Origin of the sequence: Psychrobacter sp. Arc9 (genome assembly GCF_041431295.1) — a bacterium.
Classification (GTDB): domain Bacteria; phylum Pseudomonadota; class Gammaproteobacteria; order Pseudomonadales; family Moraxellaceae; genus Psychrobacter.
In genome coordinates this window covers 1-19222 of sequence record NZ_JASMRK010000013.1, presented here as the reverse complement: position 1 = coordinate 19222, position 19222 = coordinate 1, and the positions used below count along the sequence as shown (strand labels likewise).

At 43.3% G+C, this 19222-nt stretch carries 18 protein-coding genes; 9 read left to right on the top strand and 9 right to left on the bottom strand.

The genetic code is table 11. The annotated features are described in order from the left end of the window. Positions 1 to 13: 13 nt before the first annotated feature. Positions 14 to 652, top strand: coding sequence for a hypothetical protein (locus QO187_RS08635; protein ID WP_371548033.1), 639 nt, complete (start codon positions 14 to 16; stop codon positions 650 to 652). A 97-nt stretch (positions 653 to 749) separates the two neighbouring features. Here the strand turns inward: QO187_RS08635 and hemJ are convergent, their stop codons facing one another. From hemJ to serB, 6 genes are all read right to left on the bottom strand, one after another. Next, positions 750 to 1184 (bottom strand): protoporphyrinogen oxidase HemJ, encoded by a 435-nt coding sequence (hemJ, locus tag QO187_RS08630; protein ID WP_160023579.1) that lies wholly within the window; start codon positions 1182 to 1184, stop codon positions 750 to 752. Between the two features lie 40 nt (positions 1185 to 1224). Continuing rightward, positions 1225 to 2388, bottom strand: coding sequence for a biotin synthase BioB (gene bioB, locus QO187_RS08625; protein ID WP_371548032.1), 1164 nt, complete (start codon positions 2386 to 2388; stop codon positions 1225 to 1227). 245 nt (positions 2389 to 2633) lie between these two features. Beyond that, positions 2634 to 3140: an SCP2 sterol-binding domain-containing protein gene (locus tag QO187_RS08620; protein WP_371548030.1), complete on the bottom strand. Its 507-nt coding sequence runs from the start codon at positions 3138 to 3140 to the stop codon at positions 2634 to 2636. A 206-nt stretch (positions 3141 to 3346) separates the two neighbouring features. Next, positions 3347 to 3739 carry an AciT family ciprofloxacin tolerance protein gene (gene aciT / locus QO187_RS08615; protein ID WP_224737784.1) on the bottom strand — a complete coding sequence of 131 codons (393 nt, stop codon included), beginning with the start codon at positions 3737 to 3739 and terminating at the stop codon, positions 3347 to 3349. A gap of 293 nt (positions 3740 to 4032) precedes the next feature. Next, positions 4033 to 5028, bottom strand: a complete 996-nt coding sequence (locus QO187_RS08610; protein ID WP_371548028.1) for a DUF368 domain-containing protein — start codon at positions 5026 to 5028, stop codon at positions 4033 to 4035. A 350-nt stretch (positions 5029 to 5378) separates the two neighbouring features. Further along, positions 5379 to 6569, bottom strand: a complete 1191-nt coding sequence (gene serB, locus QO187_RS08605; RefSeq protein ID WP_371548026.1) for a phosphoserine phosphatase SerB — start codon at positions 6567 to 6569, stop codon at positions 5379 to 5381. A gap of 427 nt (positions 6570 to 6996) precedes the next feature. On the opposite strand from serB, the gene QO187_RS08600 reads away from it, so the two are divergent. The 6 genes from QO187_RS08600 to QO187_RS08575 all read left to right on the top strand — a co-directional run bounded on the left by QO187_RS08600 (position 6997) and on the right by QO187_RS08575 (position 12083). Continuing rightward, a complete protein-coding gene (locus QO187_RS08600) occupies positions 6997 to 8448 on the top strand; it encodes a hypothetical protein (RefSeq protein ID WP_371548024.1) in 1452 nt (483 codons plus the stop codon). Between the two features lie 186 nt (positions 8449 to 8634). After that, positions 8635 to 8871 carry a PA3496 family putative envelope integrity protein gene (locus tag QO187_RS08595; RefSeq protein ID WP_057761656.1) on the top strand — a complete coding sequence of 79 codons (237 nt, stop codon included), beginning with the start codon at positions 8635 to 8637 and terminating at the stop codon, positions 8869 to 8871. A gap of 290 nt (positions 8872 to 9161) precedes the next feature. Then, positions 9162 to 9719, top strand: a complete 558-nt coding sequence (locus tag QO187_RS08590; RefSeq protein ID WP_057761653.1) for a YecA family protein — start codon at positions 9162 to 9164, stop codon at positions 9717 to 9719. A gap of 108 nt (positions 9720 to 9827) precedes the next feature. Continuing rightward, positions 9828 to 10268 carry a YbjQ family protein gene (locus tag QO187_RS08585; protein ID WP_371548021.1) on the top strand — a complete coding sequence of 147 codons (441 nt, stop codon included), beginning with the start codon at positions 9828 to 9830 and terminating at the stop codon, positions 10266 to 10268. 78 nt (positions 10269 to 10346) lie between these two features. Next, positions 10347 to 10853: a YbjQ family protein gene (locus tag QO187_RS08580; protein ID WP_371548020.1), complete on the top strand. Its 507-nt coding sequence runs from the start codon at positions 10347 to 10349 to the stop codon at positions 10851 to 10853. Positions 10854 to 11159: 306 nt separating this feature from the next. Continuing rightward, a complete protein-coding gene (locus QO187_RS08575) occupies positions 11160 to 12083 on the top strand; it encodes a bile acid:sodium symporter family protein (RefSeq protein WP_102093164.1) in 924 nt (307 codons plus the stop codon). Between the two features lie 203 nt (positions 12084 to 12286). Here the strand turns inward: QO187_RS08575 and QO187_RS08570 are convergent, their stop codons facing one another. Next, the gene (locus QO187_RS08570) at positions 12287 to 13429 is read right to left on the bottom strand and encodes a formate/nitrite transporter family protein (protein ID WP_371548018.1); all 1143 of its coding nucleotides are present in this window, start codon (positions 13427 to 13429) and stop codon (positions 12287 to 12289) included. A gap of 260 nt (positions 13430 to 13689) precedes the next feature. Between QO187_RS08570 and QO187_RS08565 the strand changes: the two genes are divergently transcribed. Further along, positions 13690 to 16671: a valine--tRNA ligase gene (locus QO187_RS08565; protein WP_102093162.1), complete on the top strand. Its 2982-nt coding sequence runs from the start codon at positions 13690 to 13692 to the stop codon at positions 16669 to 16671. Between the two features lie 177 nt (positions 16672 to 16848). On the opposite strand, the gene QO187_RS08560 is transcribed toward QO187_RS08565, so the two are convergent. Together QO187_RS08560 and QO187_RS08555 are read right to left on the bottom strand one after the other, a co-directional pair. Beyond that, on the bottom strand, positions 16849 to 17415 hold the full coding sequence (locus QO187_RS08560) for an IS630 family transposase (RefSeq protein WP_228153173.1): 567 nt from the start codon (positions 17413 to 17415) through the stop codon (positions 16849 to 16851). Further along, positions 17342 to 17692 (bottom strand): IS630 transposase-related protein, encoded by a 351-nt coding sequence (locus QO187_RS08555; RefSeq protein WP_102093161.1) that lies wholly within the window; start codon positions 17690 to 17692, stop codon positions 17342 to 17344. The genes QO187_RS08560 and QO187_RS08555 overlap by 74 nt, the downstream gene beginning before the upstream one ends. A 174-nt stretch (positions 17693 to 17866) precedes the next feature. On the opposite strand from QO187_RS08555, the gene QO187_RS08550 reads away from it, so the two are divergent. After that, positions 17867 to 19150, top strand: a complete 1284-nt coding sequence (locus QO187_RS08550; RefSeq protein WP_371548016.1) for an NACHT domain-containing NTPase — start codon at positions 17867 to 17869, stop codon at positions 19148 to 19150. Positions 19151 to 19222: the final 72 nt, after the last annotated feature.

Genomic DNA, 19222 nt, shown 5'->3' with positions numbered 1-19222 from the left:
CAAGGAGTTAGTCATGCTGCGTTTGTCTATACCGTCAGTTGCCGTGTCGTGCGGTTTATTACTATTTACCTGCGGCATGGTAGGGCAAGCCCATGCAGATAGTATGAGTATGCTTATCGCCCAAAAATCTATTCAACCAACGATGAATACGTCCTATCGTTATCCTGAGGTACAGCGTTCAGCACCTACAGTCTTACCAGCGTTTTTATCAGGCAACTATGACAATGTCGATAGCGAGTATCTACCGCTATTGAGCAATGCCGAGACGCAGAGTAGTATGGCAGCACGTGAGGTGGTCAGTACCGCCCGCAAAATGGCACTTAACGAGCGCACGATTATTCAAGGTGGCTGCTGGGACTATTTAAATGCGGTATTCAATCGGGCAGGGGTATCGCGTAATACCATACACAAAGGCACTTATGCGCAAGGGCCTTATGCTAGTAGCAGTGAGATTGAAGCAGGCGACTGGCTCTATTATATCAATCATGGCTACAATGGCGTTGAGCATAGCGGACTGTTCGTCGGTTGGGTCGATGAGCGTGCTAAGCAGGCATTGATACTGAGCTATGCTGGCGAAAATCGCCGTGAACCAGCTCGTTATCGCGTTTATGATTTAAGCAATGTTTATCAAATTATGCGCCCTAGCGTCTAGGCATCATCAGCACTATATAATGTGATAAAAAAAGCGTCCGCAACTCATTGAAGTTGCGGACGCTTTTGGTGTGCAGCTATCCGTAATATTTTTGATGTTAAAACGGTTTTACCACGACTAGAATGACGATAATCACTAAGGCAAAGACCGGCACTTCATTAAACCAGCGCCAGAATTTATGCGTTTTATAATGTGGATTATCAATTAGCTTTTTACGATAAAAGCCGCAAGCACCATGATAGCCTGACAGTAGCACTACTAATAGCAATTTAACATGTAGCCAGCCTTGGGTTTTATAGACCTCCCAGCCTAGTCCCAACATCCATAGACCAAAGATCCATGTCGCTATCATCGACGGGGTCATAATGCCGCGATATAGCTTGCGCTCCATAATGGCAAAGCGCTCATGACTGATACTATCGTCGCTCATCGCATGATAAACGAACAGGCGCGGCAAATAAAATATCGCCGCAAACCAGCAGACCATCGAAATAATGTGTGCCGCTTTAATCCAGTTAAAATAATCTGCCATCATAGTTTCTCTTGCTTAGCTTATATTTTTTAGCGTGGGCTTAATCTGCCAATACAACTTGTGTTTGATGACCATTCATCGCATCCAATACAGGCAGTACTTTAGGCGCTCTTGGTGCAGCAAACTGTTTGGTTAGGCCAAGCTCACGCATGAGTCTGTCGTCGCCTGATTGACTTGCATTACCAGTGGTAAGAAGCTTGTCACCATAAAAGAATGAGTTAGCACCTGCCATAAAGGCTAATGCCTGCTCAGAATCTGAAAGACTTTCGCGGCCAGCAGATAGACGCACGTAGCTAGTCGGGCAGCAAATACGGGCGACCGCAATAGTACGAATCCATTCAAGTACAGACAGCTGTCCTTCGGCCAGTACTTTGTCCCCAATCGGTGTACCTGCAATAGGCACCAGTAAGTTGACTGGAATTGATTCAGGCGCTTTTGGCATTTTTAGCAGCTCAAGTACCCAGTCGATACGGTCATCACGGCTTTCACCCATACCAACGATATTGCCACTACAGACATTAATGCCAGAGTTACGCACGTTTTCTATCGTATCTAAACGCTCATCATAGCTACGCGTGCTGACGACTTGCTCGTAGTAGCTGCGCGAAGTATCTAGGTTATGGTTGTAGTAATCTAATCCTGCATCGGCCAACTGCGTTGCTTGATTGGTATCAAGCATACCCAGTGTCATACAAGTCTCAAGACCTAGTGCTTTTACTTCTTTAATCAGCTCAACCACATAAGGCATGTCTTTGGCACTTGGATGTTTCCACGCGGCACCCATACAGAAGCGCGATGAGCCACTGTTTTTGGCGCGTTTGGCCGCAGCGATGACTTTGTCAACTTCTATACGTTTTTCTGCTTGTAGTTTGGTGGTGTCGCGATGATGGCCTGATTGTGAGCAGTAGCCGCAATCTTCAGGGCAGTTGCCCGTTTTGATAGAGAGTAGCGTGCTGATCTGTACTTCATTAGCAGTAAAATGCTTTCTATGGATGGTTTGTGCTTGTAACAGCAAGTCCATTAAAGGTAAGTCAAACAGTTGCGCGATTTCTTCACGGCTATACGTGGTGGCAACTTTACTATCAGTTTGAGTCGCGTCTGTGGCTAGATTGGCCAAAAAATCACTGTTGGTCGCATCTGGCTGAGTGGCTAGATCAGTTGGCTGGGTGGCGTCAGGTTCGGAGATGCTAAGCAATCCTGCCATAAGGTAAGTCCTTTTATAAGAATTAAATGTTATTAAATAAAACCAATGTTTTTATCTATTGTCATTTATAAGGTAACAAAAAAGGTTGCCGTATAGTATACCGCAACCTTTTTAGAAAATCAGAACACTGCTAGACAGTATGTATAATTGTCACAGTAGCGCACATAAATAGTAACTATACGTTTGGCTATCTAGTTCTATATCATCCATTCTACCAATGACTACCGCTCAGTGCACCATTCTTTTTATTTACCAAGTTTGTGCTTAGCAATACCAACCCAATGCTCAGCAAATTTCTGGGCTTTATAAGCGTAAGGTTTGGCTTTTTGAATATATGGTTTGCACTCTTCTGGGATAGCTGGAACGATATGCTTGGCAAGTTTGTTAAACCACATCATTAGGCTATAGTCGCCTTCGATGCTCAAGTTACCTTCTTGTACAGCAGTCATAAAGGCAGGCAAGCTACCTTTGGTTAGCAGTCTAACGCCAGTCATAGAGTCTTTGAAAGTGATGGTCAAATCGGCTTCTTTTGCATGGCCGCTTTGTTGACTGAATTGTCCATTGTCAAAGCTAAAAGAACGGGCAATATCAGACTCAGTACTAGCAAACTCAATCGTAACTTGACGATCAGCGAACAACGCTTTGACGTATTCGTTATCGCTATCAGCTAACATAGACAAACGATAGCCAACAACAGCCAATAAAGCATCTAATGGATCAGATTTGATATCTAATACAGGAACAGTAAACATAGCAGAACTCCTAAAGAAATGAGGCATAAAAATAAAGCGTACTTTATACCAGTTTTTATGACAAATATATAACTGGATTATAAACTATCACAGGGTGTCAACTCTTTAGGAGTTAAGTAGAGAGCGTTAAGTATCTTGTAACATTCGATGTCACTGACGTAAGTAAGGTATTGATATAGACAAGCAGAGGTATAAATAGGACAGTTTTAACGGAAACGTGGCTGATAGTTATCATCGTAGACAGGAGTGTGTTCGATATAGCGTGCGGCTTCTAGCTCACGTTGCTGGCTAACGGTCTGACTCACATCATCATAGCGTAATGCCCGATACAGTACCCAAGCTGCCAACGGTAACCAACTGATGCCCATAGCGATGATATAGCGATGCCATGATGATAGCTCCATCAACATAGGACGACCGGCTAATATATTTTGAATCAACTCAACGGTGAACCAATAGGCCATACCGCCAAACAGATATAGCAGTAGCCAACGATATGACGACAAGGCGAGCACCACTACTAAACTGGCTAGGAGTCCATAACCCAGCCATGCCGCGCCGCTCCATGCCTCTACACCGATAAAAGAAAATATAGTCATTAACATCATTCATCTCGCTATTCATAAGGTGAATTCCAATAAGACTATTATGAGAGGTTATTGAGTAAAGCTGAAGAGGGTGCAGGCGACTTTGCGACAACCGTTGACGTTTGGTTTTTGGCTTGTTTTTGGCTTGTTTTTGCGATATTTGTTGGCTAGGTTTTAGGCTAAGCGCCGTAAGGTCAGGCGCTTATTTTGAGGAATACGGAAATGGTTTTTCTAGTCTAGGACGACGTTTATTAGCTAGCAAACCAGGCCAAACTAGAAAGCAGGATTGACAGTTTGCTAAATACTTAGCCTCGATTGGTACGATTACCCCACCACGATAATAACGAAACTAGGATAGCACCGAGTAGCATAAGTCCTACTGTCGTTGACCACTGTGCGCCAGTAGGGTATTGCCATGGCATGACATTATGGACAGCTTCAGTATTTAGCGAGCCTAGCGCATCTACTTTCCATGGCCATACTTTTATTAGAGAGCCTGCGATAAAGCCTGTCAGCAATGCCAAAGTAGCTTGGTAATAATGCGAGAGTAGCCACTTAAGTGCGCGCGTGAATAGCAATAGCCCAGTCGCCATACCCGCAATGACTGTGAAAATGGCACTCAGATTCATCGTATCGACTGCTTCTAATACTGCATCGTAAGCGCCTAGCAATAGCAAAATAAACGACCCTGATATACCCGGTAAGATCATGGCACAAATAGCAATTGCCCCTGCAAAAAACAGATACGGCAAGCTGGGCGTGGTTGTAAGCAATGGCATACTACTGATAACTACGGCGGCAATAAGCCCAGTCGCAAACAGTGCGACACGTCCTATATTCCATCGCTTAATCTCACTAAGCAAGATAAATACCGTTGCGACAACCAATCCAAAAAAGAACGACCAAATAAGCAAAGGTTGGTTGTCCAATAAATGCTTAATGATACCAGCTAAGGTCGCAAAGCTAGTGGCAATACCCAGTAGCAAACATAATAGAAATGTCGCGTCTACTTGTCGCCAAATCGCAGCGAATCCTTTGATGCCACCTTCTTGTCGAAATATCGTCCAAAGATTGGGGCCGATACTGCCAAGTGCGTTAATCAAGCGCTCGTAAATCCCTGCAATCAGCGCAATAGTGCCGCCAGAGACGCCAGGTACGATATCAGCTGCGCCCATGGCCATACCTTTGACATAGATACCTACCAGCTGCTTAGGGCTATCAGTACGTATAGGTACCGTATCTTGTTCTAGTGGCGTTGGCGCTGACGGCTGAGTTGGCCGTGGAAATTGTGGTGCCGTCATGAGCATTCCTCTATCATCTAAAAATAAGTGTTATTTGAAAGTAAGCATTAGCTAAAAATAAGTAGCATCTAAAAATGAGTAATAACTAAAATAAGCGTTAGCTAAACATCAGTCTGCATAGCAGATTTTATTAATTATCATCACGTACTAAGGCATGTCTTTAATGCATTTGATAGTCGTTTAACTGAACTAAAAATGGCCAAATTTTACCAGATATCGTCAAATGGCTAGTTAATATATCGGTACTATCTACGCTACTTTTCTTGTTTAAGCCACGCCCTAAAGCATAAAAGCCAGATTAATGACAAAACATTAACCTAGCTTATGAAATGGCATAAAGCGTCCTGTAATTACTCAGTAGGCGCCAGTGCAGGATAGCCAAGAGCGTACAAAGTACCTTCAAGCCCTGTCACGTTGATAGCTGCATCAGCACGTGCTTGAACGATTGGTTTGGCATGATAGGCCACACCCAGATCGGCCAATGCCATCATCGGTAAGTCATTAGCACCGTCACCGACACAGACCACTTGTGACATCTCAATGCCTAAGCGCTCAGCGGTATGCTCAACGATAGCAGCTTTTTTGGCACCATTGACAATGGGCCACTGTACATGACCAGTCACTTCACCTTCCTCGATATCTAGAGCATTGGCATGCACTTCATCGATACCCAGCTGCTCCGCGATATAACGGGCAAAATAAGTAAAGCCGCCTGATACTAGCACCGTATGATAACCCAATGCTTTTAGCGCACTGATCGTCGTGCGTGCACCAGTCGATAACGTTAAGCGACTACAGATATCATCCAGCACATCAATAGAAGTGCCTTTTAGCAAGGCCACACGCTGAGCAAACGATTCATCAAAATCAATCTCACCGCGCATTGCTGCTTCAGTAATGGCTTCAACTTCTTCACCAATCCCAGCCGTTTTTGCTAGCTCTACGATGACTTCTTGCTCGATCAAGGTCGAATCCATGTCAAAGCAGGCAAGTTTGTGCGTCCGTAGCATATGACCGACAGACAAGATATGACAGTCTACGACGTTTATGTTGCCTGTGCTATCTGCACTGCGTGTATTGTTATATTCTTCAGTTAGGTCACGACGCAGGCGAGTGGTCAGCTGATCATCAATGATGTGAGCGGCTGCGGTTTTTTTGCCAGGGTGCATCAGCGTGTCAGTGACTGGTACTAGTAGATAACGGTAGACCTGAGTATGGGTAAAGGGTAGGCGCTGTGCGTCTGCCGCTGTAGGTTCTGTATCAGATACCGTGATATTGACGAAGCTAGCGTCAGTATCTTCGGCAACCGTTACTAGATGCCAGCTTGGCTGTTCATCGACCCACGACTGAACGTACTGATGAATATCTAACGCAGATACTTGAGTCGGCAGTACTACGATGAGCGCAAAAACAGGTAGCGACTGTAGCGCATCAAAGTCTTGCAAATTGGTATCTTCGGGTAATAATGCCGCAATAGAATCAACGGCTTGTTGCCATGCTTTGCTGTCTTTTGGTAACGAATAAGATGTATTTTTTGGCATGGCTCAATTGTCCCTTGTATGCTCATATAAGATTAGGAATAATAACAGTTTTACTGGGCAGCGCCTATAGATGACGCGCAAAGTAACAATGATGCTAAAAAACAGATTTTATGGCGTAAGAAGCCATAGAAAATGCAATAAAGTTATTATGATAAATTTATAAAGCGCTCACGCTATAAGGGTTATTATGGTGATATAGTAGATGAGATAAGCTGACTGTTGATTGACGATGCTTTCTTACTAACGATGCATTCGCAAAAGATAGCAAGGCAAAATTGATGGTGTTGATAGTCATTAATAAGCAGTACTGCTTTATCAATATGTGCGCACTACCATTGGCGCACATCACAATTGTTTAAAAATTAGCCAAAAAATGAGCAATAGCCTCGTTTTTTAATTTCTTCTCTCCAAAAAAGTTTAACATATCATGACGTATTTAGCGCCGCGGCAAGGGTTGTTTGCCATTATTCTTCTGGTTAGTTTTTGTTTGCAGACGCTGTTATTGGTCATTAGTACTGACCAACAGCTTAGCAATAGTCGTGCGTTAAAAGGCGAGCAGATGGTCGCCCAGCTGATTGATGAAGCAAGGTTGTCTTTAGAAAACAAAGACCGTGTGAGCTTAAGCGTTATTGCCAACCGCTATACCAGCGAGCAAGACGTCACACGGATACTGATTAAGGACAACAACGATGATATCTTGGTGCCAGTAGGCAATGCGCCGATGCAGCAAGGCGACACCATTCGTCAAATCGCTACCAATGGCGATGCAGTCATCGGTAGCGTTGCACTGACTCTAAAAGACGTTAGCAAAGGCGAAATTATCGCCATGCAATGGCCGTTTGTTATCGGCACCATGCTGTTACATTTACTACTGTGGTTGATTTACGGTTACCTCGCTCGTCCGACCAAAGAGCAAATCAATGCATTGAGTCGAGATATCCAAGAGCTGTATCGTGACCAATATAGACCAGTCGATCAACGCGGCTATGACCGTGAACTTGAGCGCCAGTCAACGGGTCAGTCAGCGTCTCATTTAGCAGACAGTCAAGTAGCGACTGATAATACGGCAAACACCACAGATGACGAAGTGACTAATGCCCGCAAGTTTAATGTACATAATGAAGTGAACGAGTACCTTAGAACTCAGCAAAACCAAGAAACAGGTAGTGATACTGACAATCTAGTGAGTGCGGGTGAAGGTAGCGAAATAGCGGATACAGACGGTGTTGCTTCTCAAGTTGCCAGTCATACGTCTAAACTGTCTGCCACACGGTCTGTTGATAGCGTCAAAGTTCAAGTCGTATTCCATGATGAGTTCAATATGCTTGAACGCCTTGCACCTGCGCAGCGTCTTCCGTATCTAGCACTCTGCACCCAGCTGCTCAATCAGGCCGTGACTGAGCTACTAAGACAACCATTGCTACTGGGCGTGAGTGCGATGAATGAAGCGCACTTTGAAGACAATGGTGCAAGTGTGGTACTAAAGGCTGATAATAGCCACGCAAAAGTAGCGCTCGCAGGCGTGATGCTTGCCAAGCTATATTTAATGCTCAACAAAATTATCCACGACAAGCACATTGAGCTGTCGCGCTTTGCTTTGCCAGCGAAAGCGGGCGTGAGTGATGATGCGCAGTCAGAGCCAATGACTCACTTGCTCCAGAGTATCGGCAAAAAAGAGCAGCTATTGATACTATTGCCAAATGCCGGTCTCAAGCAAATCAGTAATCACGTACAAGTACATAACATCATGCGCCCAACCACTGTCTATGAGCGCGAGTGTGCGATATTTGACGGTGCTAACGACTCATTGATTCAGCGTTTGGCCGATGTGCGCAACGCAGTTCTAATGATTGAAGATGAGGGTGAGCTAGACATTTAATGCCGACTGTATTTGGTCATTTATATTACAATTGTCTGTTATATAGCCTACTGGACTATCTTAATCGTAGAGTTGAAATGTACCATATTGCGAAAAAGGATTGACAACATTCAATAGAGACTTTATAAGGCATATATATATTGATGTATTCTTAATACCCTTGCCTAAAAATGATAGGAGTTTGTCATGAGTGACGCTGATATTGACGACGATTTTGATGATGATTTTGTCGACGATGATGATGCAAAGATGGTTGAAGAAGCTGAGACGAGCGTACGTACACGTTTAAGTAGTCTTGAAAAACGTCGGCTAATCGATAATTTGCTAGAAGAAAAGCGTTTGGCTAAAGAGTTAAAAGACGACCTAGACGACATAGACAACTTCGATGAAGACGGTGACGATTGGGATGATGACGATTTTTAATTTGTCGGCATCAGTCGTTTCAGTGGACTAAAGTGCTTTAGTAGCTACTTTTATGATAGTGGCTATTTTAATGACTAAAATCATTTAACCAGTCAAGTTGGTTGCCTTCTGTTTGCTACTTTTCTAGGCTTGATCGCAACCAGTTCATCTCGATAATACTTACCCGATAGAGGTTGCTTGAGTTTGATTAATTAAGCAGCCTTTAGTCTCTACTGAAGTACTCGTCCTCTTTTATTTAACCGATCGCCCACTGCGATTGATGACATCTATCTGCTAAGGAAAACCAAATTATGAGTAACCAACTAAGTTTTGATGAATTACTAGACTATTTGGACAATCAAGAAAGCCAGTTCGTGCTAGATAGTGTCGCAGCGCATGGTTTTTTGACAGCGACGGTTATCGGTCGTCCATTGCCTAACTGGATGGATGCCCTGTTCGAAGGTCACGTAAGTGAGATTCCAGAAAATGTCATCGATGGCATCAAACGCTGGCGCGATTCGATCATGGCTGAGCTAAAAAACGAGACGCCGATCGAATTACCATTTGGTGAAGATGCTGGTAACGAAGAAGTGGCGGTTGATTTCTCTGACGAGTCAGACATCGTTGCTTGGTCAATCGGTTTTGTCGATGCCATGTATGGTGATGAAGCAAGTGACTGGTTTGAAGATCAAGAAACGGCAGAAGACGTCGCGGTATTGACTTTGCCAATGATCGTACTAAGCGGTATCGATGATGAAGATCCAGAGCTATCTGAGATGCGTAAAGACGAAGACAAAATGGTACAGATGGCCAATAGCATCGAAGGCAATTTAACTGAGCTGTTCTTATTGTTCCATACCAACGATTAATAAAGCTTAGAAGCAGCGCTTCTAACGGTGCTGTTTCTATCTTGTCTATGCTGTATCGCAGCGCTTTGATTTACTATACGTTTTATAAGTCACCGATAAGGTCATCCTATGACTGTGCAACTCTCTAACCTTGAACACTTACCTAACTATCAAATTACCGAGCGCCTAGACGTGGTGTACGGTAGTACCGTGCGTTCAAAGCACGTCGGTAAAGACTTGTTTGCTGGGTTAAAAAACATCGTTGGCGGTGAGCTGACGGCTTATACCGAGCTATTAGAAGAGTCACGCCAAGAAGCAATCGATCGCATGATTGTCAAAGCAGAGGCACTAGGTGCTGATGCGGTGGTTGGTCTACGTTTTTCGACTTCTAGCATCGCCCAAGGTGCCTCAGAGCTGTTTGTCTATGGTACGGCGGTTAAAGTTGCGCCGATATCACAGCAGCAGTATCAAAACCCGCCAAGCGATGGTTACAACCATTCTAGTCAAAATTTGAGTACTCAGACCCAAGTCGCACCTGATGACTTACCGCGTTTCAACCCTTTTGGTTAGTCCTATAATACTAAAAGCTACAATGCTAAAAACTATAATGCTAAAAGCACCGATGCTTTTTATGATGAGAAACGTGCTATGAATGATTCACTCACGCAAATGCTCATCAACTATGGGCCGTTTGTCTTCTTATTCGCAGCTGGCTGGTTCTTCGGGTCACGCCATGAGCGTCAGCATTTGGCACAGCTAACAGTAGCAGAGCAAGCATTGGGCGATATCACTGTCTCAAGCGAACGTCTATATCGTCCCAAGTTAGCAGCGGGCAGTGAAGGCGAGCTAGTGCTTGGTAGTGTCGTCATCGCTCAAGATTATTTCAAAATGATTATCGCTCGTGTACTAAGTGTCTTTGGCAAAAATTTAACCACCTATGAGACTTTGCTAGATCGTGCGCGCCGTGAAGCCATCGTTCGTATGCGGACTGAGGCAAAAGCCAAAGGCTACACGCATATCTACGGGTTACGTCTTGAGGTAACCAATGTCAACCAATTAGGCAGTATGGTCGAAGCCATTGCCTACGGTACGGCAGTGATTAGTATTGACCATATTAAACCCACATCTGCTGTAAATCACAAAATCCCCGCCTAAATCATTTCTAATTTTTTATCAAGTGTAAAAACCTATAATTGACTGACAAGTAGTCAGAAAAATCAAAACCATACACTTTTACAACGATATACTGAATTTTGCCGTTCCGTTATTATTTCGGTTCGTAGTAACCAGTTTTATCAAAAATTGTCGGTTTAAAAAATACGACTGTATGGAAAAGTTTCATATAAAGAGCTGACAACGTCGGTGGCTTTTACCCAAGATATCAGCAGGATTGGCTGATTGAGCATGACGAGGTTGTCATAAACCTGCCCGTGTAAGGGCTCTATCTACAAGGATGTAGTTATGGAAGGTGTTGAGTTAGTCACGTTTATAAATGCAAAAGTCATTCCCATTAGTATCTTTTTGATTATGATGGGGATGGGATTGTCCTTAGTTACCAATGATTTTAAGAGAGTCGTCAAATACCCTAAAGCAGTCGCCATAGGCTTGACCAATCAGCTAATATTTTTACCGCTCGTAGGTTTTGCTTTGGCAACCACCATGTCTCTCGAGCCAGAGTATGCCGTTGGGGTTATGTTGCTAGTACTGTGTCCTGGTGGCACGACATCGAATCTATTTACCTATTTAGCCAAAGGTGACGTCGCACTTTCGGTCACCATGACCGCTATTGCCAGTGTCATTACCGTATTTACCATTCCTATCGTCCTTAGTTTTTCGCTCGTATATTTCATGGGTGCGGGTAGTGAGTTTCAGTTACCAGTGGTCAAGACCATGATCAGCCTAATTGCTCTGACTATCTTACCCGTCAGTATTGGTATGTTGATCAAACGCTATGTGCCTAACGCGGCAGATAAGGGACAGGTAATGGTGTCTCGTTTTGGCGTGATATTTTTGAGCTTCTTGGTACTTTTCTTAAGTTATGTGCAACGAGACATTATCGTTGAAGCGTTAATCGCTACTGGCCCTGTGGCATTGATATTGAACGTATCGACGATGGCGCTTGGTTATTACACCAGTAAATGGTTCGGTCTAAATCCTGCACAAAGACGCTCGATTACTATGGAAGTCGGCCTACAAAACAGTACGCTTTCAATGTTTATGGCACTGACGCTATTGGCTAACTATAAGATGTCGATGACGCCAGCCATTTATACGCTAATCATGTTCTTGACCGCTGGTATCATGGTCAGAGTATTTACTACCCAGCATAATAAAGCCAAAAGAACCGAGATAGAAAACAGTGTATTGGCAGCACGTAGAATGTAAGAGGTTTAAAATAACCGTAGTAACGCACTGTTGCGCCAGTTGAGACAATACTTGGCAAAAATCAACAATGTATGGTGCAATAAATTAAGCCCATAATCCGCTTTGTATAATGAAGCAGGTTATGGGCTTTTGTGTTTAGTGCTCGTTTTAACTCAAATCAGTTTAACTCAAACCAGTTTAGCTCAAACCAGTTTAGCTCAAGTCTAGAATCTTCGTCTGTCCATTTTCGCTCTTGCCTCGGCAGCTTGCTCTTTGACTTTTTCAATTTCAAACAAGAATGTACGGTTTTTGAGTACCGCGACGAATACCACACCGCCCACCGTATTACCCACCAGTACCACGACTAAAAATACCAAGTAGCGCCAGAGACTGACGGTATTGCCATATAGCAGCGCTGAAAATACCTCAATATTACCCACAATACTATGATGCAAACCTAAAAACCCAATACTACCAGTGATAATCGTCACCAGTACGATACGGCTAAGCGTATCTCGTGCAGAGGTTACTAGCCATGCAGCCACGCCCATCATCCAGCCTGCCAACACTGCGCTGCCAAAGATAACCCACCATTCAAAACCTAAGATATGCTCGGCATAAACATCGATGGCATGGTCTGTAAACAGATGCATATGTAGCCCCAGACCAACCATTAACGCTGCAAATAGACAGCCGCCAACGATATTACCCGCGATGACAATGCCCCATAGCCGCAGGAGTTTGTGCAGCGGCTCAATCTTATTTAAGACAGGTAAGCTCAAGAGGGAAGTCTGCTCGGTGAATAATAACGACTGACCAATCACCACGATAATAAAGCCGATCGGATACAGCAGTGACGACAGTACCATGGCATAGCGACTTGGTATCACGTCATTAAGTAGGGCAAACGCTGATAAAATCATAAAAAAGCTGATGCCAATCTCTAGACCAGCTGTAAAGGCGCTGGTAAATAGCGAGCCAAGTGAACGCTCAAAGGTTTCTTTTGCGTGGATAACTTGCTCGACTAAGATACTGGCGTAGCTTTTCGCTTGGCTTAGATTGTCATCACTGGCGACCTTTTTGATGGTTTCTTTGTCTTCGTCGCTGATTTCTTCTGGTAGGTCATCATTATCCAGATCTTCGGTGGCTTTGATAGGTTCGTCTGCGTCACTATCTGAAATTTCGTTTGCATGACTGTCTGTAGTGTCGTCTACGTCCTTATTTACCTCATCGTCTTTGGAAGGGCTGCTACTTTTTTCTAGCGTATCGTTACCTTCAGGTATAGGAGAGGTGGTGCTCGTATTCACACGCTCATTGTTTGATAGATTAGCCTGAGAATCATGGTCATGCTCGGTATCTTGGGACACGGTTGGCTCGCTGGTTATAGGCTAATGATTTTGCTGCATAAGTAATCTCTATTATATTTCCCATTCTTCGGATTGCTGTTGTTAATTGATTAACAATTTAGGTAATAAATCGCCTTCAGGCTTTATAAATTGTCTTACCATCTAACAAAATCTGCCTATCTGCGTTAAAATCACACTATCAACTATTTTTCCTGTTTTTATAGCGTTGTGCGCTATCTCATTTTGACCACATTCATTATCAACAATAAGATAACCCTATTATGAGCAATCCTAATACCGATACCAGCATTGATAGCAATGCGAAAACCAATCTGACCCAGTCGATCCAAGCGGCGCTAAGCCAATTAGAGAGCGCCTATAATCCTGCGGAAGTTGAAGCAGGTATGTACCAAGGCTGGGAAGAAAGCGGCTATTTTCAGCCGACTTTTGACAAAGACGAGTCGTTTTCTATTGCGCTGCCACCGCCAAACGTCACGGGCTCGCTACACATGGGTCACGGTTTTAACAACGCTATTATGGATGCGCTCACCCGTTATCACCGTATGGATGGCGACAATACGTTGTGGCAACCAGGTACGGATCATGCGGGTATCGCCACCCAGATGGTTGTTGAGCGTCGTCTGGAAGCGCAAGGTATCAAGCGCCGTGATATGACGCGTGCAGATTTCATCGATAAAGTATGGGAATGGAAAGAAGAGTCAGGTGGCAATATCACTAGTCAAATTCGCCGTTTGGGCAGCTCGGTTGACTGGTCACGTGAGCGCTTTACCATGGATGATGGTCTGTCTAACGCGGTAAAAGAAGTGTTCGTACGCCTGTTTGATGATGGTTTGATTTATCGTGGTAAGCGTTTGGTGAACTGGGATCCAAAATTCCAAACTGCGCTGTCTGACCTAGAAGTCGAAAACCACGACGAAAAAGGCAGCCTGTGGCATTTCCGCTATCATTTCACAGATAAAGACTTAAAGACTCAAGATGGTAAAAACTATTTAGTAGTAGCAACCACGCGTCCTGAAACACTCCTTGGTGATACCGCTGTTGCCGTCAATCCTAGTGATGAGCGTTACGCGCACTTAGTTGGCAAAACTATTACCTTGCCAATTACGGGTCGCGTTGTGCCTATCGTCGCTGATGACTATGTCGAAAAAGACTTCGGTACAGGTTGTGTCAAAATCACTCCAGCGCATGATTTTAACGATTATGAGCTAGGTCGTCGTCATAGCTTGCCATTGATTAACATCCTTGATGAGCGCGCCAATATCCTACCAGCGATGGAAGTTTATCCTGATCTGCAGACGCGTGAGCCAGAGCTTGAGACCACACCGAGCGAATATGCAGGACTTGAGCGTTTTGCCGCGCGTAAATTCCTTGTAGAGCAAGCAGGCGAGCAAGGCTGGCTAGAAGATATCGAGGACTACGCGCTAAAAGCACCACGTGCTGAGCGTGGCGGTACGATCGTTGAGCCGTGGTTGACCGATCAGTGGTATGTCGCTGTTAAAGAGCTGGCCAAGCCTGCGATTGACGCCGTAGAAGACGGCAGCATTGAGTTCGTCCCTGCACAGTACAAAAACATGTATATGGCGTGGATGACTGATCTACAAGACTGGTGCATCAGTCGCCAGCTGTGGTGGGGTCATCGTATCCCTGCATGGTATGACGATGCGACAGGTGAGATTTATGTCGCCCGTGATGAGGCCGAAGTGCGTAGCAAATACAACCTAAGTGACGATGTAAAACTGCGCCAAGATGATGACGTGCTCGATACGTGGTTCAGCTCAGGTCTATGGACGTTCAGTACGCTTGACTGGGCAGACGTCAACGCTGATCCACGCGTGATGGACACCTTCCATCCAACCAGCGTGCTCGTGACAGGTTTTGACATTATCTTCTTTTGGGTTGCCCGCATGATCATGATGACCATGCACTTCGTGAAAAACGAAGATGGCACGCCGCAAGTACCGTTTAAGACCGTCTATGTGCATGGTCTGGTACGTGATGGCAATGGTCAAAAAATGTCAAAATCAAAAGGTAACGTCTTAGATCCGATTGATCTCATCGACGGTATTGAGCTAGAAGCGCTGGTCGAAAAACGCACCAGCAATATGATGAATCCAAAAGATGCGGCCAAGATTGAGAAGCAAACGCGTAAAGAGTTCCCAGAAGGCATCCCAGCTTATGGTACCGATGCGTTGCGCTTTACCTTTACCTCATTAGCCAGTACGGGTCGCGATATCAACTTTGATCTAAAGCGTGTCGAGGGCTATCGTAACTTCTGTAATAAAATCTGGAACGCCAGCCGTTTTGTACTCATGAACTGTGTCGATGGTGACAGCAATGCCAAGCCTATCGACCAAACGGCGAACCCTGACGTTTGGGAATTACCAGAGAAGTGGATCATGAGTCGTCTGAACTCAAGCGTCAAAGACATTCATCAGCATTTTGCTCAGTATCGTCTCGATATGGTCAGCCAAGATATCTATGAGTTCATCTGGAATGAGTACTGTGATTGGTACGTTGAGCTTGCCAAAGCCAGCCTAAATGATGACTCGGTGTCTGACGAGCGTAAAGCGCAAATCCGCTATGTGCTACTGCACGTACTAGAGACGGCGCTACGTTTCACCCATCCAATCATGCCGTATCTGACTGAGCAGATCTGGCAGACCATCGCGCCGCTACTGGGTCGTAAAAACACTGACAGCATCGTGGTCGCTGACTATCCACAGACCGATGACAGCCAAATCAGTGAGCAGACAGAGGCGGATATGGCGTGGCTACAGGAGCTCATCGCGAGCGTCCGTAACATCCGTGGTGAGATGAAACTGGGTAACGCGGTACGTCTGCCAGTGCTACTACAAAACGTCTCTAGCGACGAAGATGCGCGTCTATCCCGTATCAAAAACCAGTTCAAAGCGCTTGCCAAAGTCGAGAGCCTAGAGATTATAAATAGTGGTGACGGCTCTGATCAGAAGATTCCACTATCGTCATCAAGCATGGTCGGTCAGCTACGGGTACTCGTACCGATGAAAGGGCTAATCGATCCTACGGCTGAGCTGGCACGTCTGGGCAAGGCGCATGAAAAGCTACAAAAGCAAGCCGACGGTATCGCGCGTAAGCTCGGTAATGAAGGCTTTGTCAGTAAAGCGCCAGCCGAAGTAGTCGATGCTGAGACGACGAAACTGGCTGAGTTAGAAGGTCAGATTAAGACTATGGCGGGGCAGATGGAGCAGTTGAAAGCGTTGTAACTCACACTTAGATATCTGTACTAACAAATAGCGCTGTCACAATTGTGATGGCGTTTTTTATTGCCTACTGGTTAGTTCTCTAACTTATCTTTTGCACCACCATTTTACTAAATATTTGTGTGCTATTATCTATAATATTTTATTTTTTGTGGTAAATATGATTATACCTTAGTATAGTTAAGTCTTTATAAAATCGATACAGCCCATATCATAAAATAGTTTAGGTAGATTATTCTCCATCCACCCTTGGCGTAGAAACTTAGCCTGTGCCCACTTCTTCTCGATAGGGTTTAGATCAGGGCTGTACGGTGGTAGCCAAAGAATACGATGGCCATGTCTGTTGAGTAGCTTTTGAATACGTTTGCTTTTATGAAACCGAGCGTTATCCATGACAATCACGCATTTAGTCTTGAGACTTGGAATTAAAGTGTGTTTGCACCAGTCGTAGAATATGGTGCCATTGATGTTCTGCTCAAAGTAATCAAGCGCAAAAAGCATGTTTTCATAGAGAGCTCCGATGACGTTGGTTCGCTTTTTTGCTTGCCAGTTGTAGCTATCGATACAGGGTGTACCAATCGGTGCATAGCCATGAGAACGAATGGTTTCAGCCTCAAAGCCGCGCGCGTATATATAGACAATGGGGTAGCCTTGCTGCGTAAAGCTATCAAGCTTATTCTGGAATACCGCTCTTTTTATCGGACACGCTTTTGGATGTTCTAAGGTCTTTTTTTTGACTGATACCAAGACGCTTTAAAGCATTAAAGATGCCAGTCTTACTACAGTTCAAGCGACGAGCTCTTTCATAGTTATAATCATCTGGATATGTTTTTACGTCTTCAATCAATGCGTCATCAGGTATTTTAGTTGGTGCTTTATTTCTGGTTGTTTTAGGAGTTAGGTTCTGCTGCCAGCTGTGAATGGTGCTGGTGCTAAGTCCATAAAACAGCGCAGCTTCTCGTATGGTCATGCCATCAGCGATGCTAGAAAGTACCTGTTTGCGATAGTCTATTGAATAAGTCATTGTTTATTTCATTAATTAAGATTGTTATAAATATTGTATCGGTTTTATTTGGATTAGACTATAAGGAAGGAAAAGTATTGTCAGATAATATATGAAGTATTTCCTCAGAATGTAAGTTTTAGACCATAGATAGTTATAGTTTTAAAAATTATCAAACACTTAAAAGGTGAAAATATGAATTATGAAGAGAAATCTAAAAAACTGGAAAATGATATAGTAAGGGAAGTGCAAGATTTTCACCCTGTTCTACGTGAGTTATTTACTAGAATGGAATCCTTCACTAAAGTAGACTATACGCAAGGCAATCAGGAATTTGGTGCAGATTTTGTTTTAGAATCTGTAGGAAATTTTGGAGATGAGGAATATACAGGGGTTGTAGTAAAAGTTGGAAAAATAACACAAAAAGATTTGCCAGAAATCTCGCGACAAATAGAAGAATGTTTTGTTGTTCCCAGATATGTAAACAATGGTTTAAAAGAAATATTAATAAATAAAATAGTAGTAGTTACTAATGGAACTATTAGCAATCAAGCGAAAAAAGTTGTCCATGCAAAGTTCAAAGGTAATGCTATTAATTTTATAAGTAAAACAGAATTAGTTCCTCTAATAAATAAGTATTATGATGAATATTGGAAAGACTCAAGAGTGTTATTGAATCTTTATTTCGATGACTTGAATGAAAAGTGTGAAAAACTTCTCATTGGTAACTCTCAAGGGTACCAGTCTACAACTGAGTACGTAGATATAAGGATAAAAAGGAAAGAGATAAACAATCAGCAAATAAAATTATCTAATCTCAGAAAGGTAAACTCACTTAGTAAAGCTTTGGATATTTCTAACCTTATCCTTCTAGAAGGAGGGATGGGGTCTGGTAAGTCAGCTTTGGTAGCTAATCATGTTTTGAAGTCTATTGAAGACTTTAAAGAATCTAAGACTGAATGTATACCAGTAATAATTGAGTTCTCTGACTATCAAAATGATTTAGTAAAAAATTTAGATAACGATATAACGAGCGTATTGGATAGAATAGAAAGTGATATAGAAAATCCTAATTTAATAGTTTTTTTAGATGGATTTGATGAGTATTACTTAGAGGTTGATGAAAGAAAAGAATTTATCATTGGCTTATATGAAATAATAAAAAAATACCAAAGTTTTAAATTTATCTTGACAACAAGAGAGATAGAAGATTATGAGTTTGATGTGTTTTTAGATAAATATTTCGATTTGTACAAGATTTGTCCTTTACAAAACAATCAAATAATGGCTATTGTTCAGTCTTATTATAAGCCTGGAAAAAATGTAAGATCAGATATATCTAATTTACAACTCTTCAATATGTTGCCAAAAACACCTATGACTGCAATATTGTTAGGTCAAATATTAAGTCATGATCCAAAGGAAATTCCTTCTACTCTTACTGAGCTATATAGCAAGTTTACAGAAATTGTATTATAGTCACTGCACTACAAAAGAGTTATGTTTTGGATGAATATCATAAAACAATTTAGATAAGTCATTTTCCATCCA